At 61.3% G+C, this 1,997-nt stretch carries 1 protein-coding gene and 2 pseudogenes; all 3 read right to left on the reverse strand.

Features of this window, described 5'->3' with window-relative positions:
• Window positions 1-202 (reverse strand): annotated as a pseudogene (locus EN750_RS31785) (ABC transporter substrate-binding protein); the annotation flags it as partial.
• Between the two features lie 298 nt (window positions 203-500).
• Window positions 501-1,499: an aldo/keto reductase gene (locus tag EN750_RS31790; RefSeq protein WP_127399065.1), complete on the reverse strand. Its 999-nt coding sequence runs from the start codon at window positions 1,497-1,499 to the stop codon at window positions 501-503.
• 60 nt (window positions 1,500-1,559) lie between these two features.
• Window positions 1,560-1,997, reverse strand: a pseudogene (locus EN750_RS31795) (UxaA family hydrolase); the annotation flags it as partial.

Consider the following 1,997-nt stretch of genomic DNA (forward strand, 5'->3'; position numbering starts at 1 on the left):
CGTTGACGCCGAGATCCTTGCCGGCCTTGCGGGCGCCGGCCAGAACGATCTGCCAGTAGAAGGACGTGGTGTCCTTGACGATGATCGGAATGGTGACGTCCGCCGCCGAAACCGGCGCCGAATGCATGACGCCGGCGAGCATCGAAGCTGCTGCCAGCGCCATGACGGCGCGGCGGTTGAGAATGCTGGTCACGAATTTCATGAGGTTTCCTCCCTAAGTCGCCCGGTGAACGATACGGAGCTCCGTTCGGATAGGCGCGGCCCAAACAGAACTTTATCAATAAAAAACAATTGCCATGTTTTGATAATGCATCGAACAGATCGATGCAAGCGGTGTTTGATCAGTCCTTGCGAGGTCTGGCAGAAGCAAATCCACCGCGCTGCTCCCCATTGGCGCCGTCACACTTCCGTTCCGTTCCGGGAACGTATGGAATATTAATTCCATCATTTCGTCAATATGGAATATACATTCCTTCGGGTGACTGCAAGAATATGAAATTTCACGCCAACTCCTGCACCAGTGTGTAGGGACGATATCTGGCGTATTCCGTCTCCGGCACGTCGATGTCGAGCAGTTGGAGGTTGCGCGTCAGGTTCGCCAGCTTGGCGGTGCCGGTCAGCACGGTGGCGACGGCAGGTTCATGCAAGGGGAATTGGAACGCTGCGGCGGCGAGCGGATAGCCTCCCTCGGCGGCGATCCTTTCCATTGCGCCGACGCGGTCGAGCACGTCATGGCTGGCAGGGCGGTAGTCGAAATGCGCGCCTTGCACCGGCCCGGTCGCCAGGATACCGGAGTTGAACACGCCGCCAATGACCAAGGAGGTCTGCCGCGCCCGGCACAGGGGCAGCAACTCCGCTTCGGCGCTGCGGTCGAGCAAGGAATAGCGGCTGGCGAGCAGGATGCAGTCGAGCGGCGCCTCGCGCATCACGTCCAGACAGATCTGCACTTCGTTGACGCCAAGCCCATAGGCGGAAATGACGCCGGACCGTTTCAGCTCTTCAAGTGCCTTGAGGCCGCCGTCCATCAGGTCGCGAAAGTGCAGCTTGGTCTTCTCGACACCATGGGTGTAGGCGCCGATGTCGTGGACAAACAGGATGTCTATCCTGTTTAGGCCAAGCCGCGCATAGCTGAACTCGACCGACCGCATGATGCCGTCATAGGAATAGTCGTAGTCGAGCGCGAAGGGCAGCGGATCGACATAGGAGTGATCGGGAACCTGATCGTCCGGCACCGGGCGGAACAGCCGGCCGACCTTGGTCGACAGCACATAGGAATCGCGCGGCTTGTAGCGCAGGAAGTCGCCGAAGCGGCGCTCCGACAGCCCGAAACCGTAGAAGGGTGCGGTGTCGAAATAGCGCAGGCCGGCATCCCAGGCGCCCTGCAGCGTCTCCATCGCCGCTTCGCGCGAACAGGCGCGGTAAAGGCCGCCAAGTGCAGCGCCGCCGAAGCTGACCTCGGTGACTTCCAGCGCTGTCTGGCCGATGCGGCGTCTTTCCATGCACAACCTCCCCGTTGCCCGCCGCTGACCGGCGCGCAGTCTACTTTATATCAGTAAAATCTAAAGTGTTGCGCCCAGATGCCAGGGCACGAACTCGTTGTCGCCGTAGCCGAAGTCCTCGCTCTTGGTCTTGCGGCCGGAAGCCGTCTCGACGATCAGTTCGAAGATCTCGCGACCCATACCGGCGATGGTCTTTTCGCCCGAGGCGATGACGCCGCAATTGACGTCCATGTCCTCTTCCATCTGGTGGTACATGGTCGAGTTGGTGGCGACCTTGATCGACGGCGTCGGGCGGCAGCCGAAGCATGAGCCGCGGCCGGTGGTGAAGACGATGACGTTGGCGCCGCCCGCCACCTGGCCGGTCGCCGAAACCGGGTCGTAGCCGGGCGTGTCCATGAACACCAGGCCGCTGCCAGTGACTTTTTCGGCGTAGCCGAAGACGCCGTTGAGGGGCGTCTGACCGCCCTTGGCGACCGCGCCGAGCGACTTCTCCAGGAT

It is taken from the genome of Mesorhizobium sp. M7A.F.Ca.ET.027.03.2.1, assembly GCF_003999175.1.
Taxonomy (GTDB): Bacteria; Pseudomonadota; Alphaproteobacteria; order Rhizobiales; family Rhizobiaceae; genus Mesorhizobium.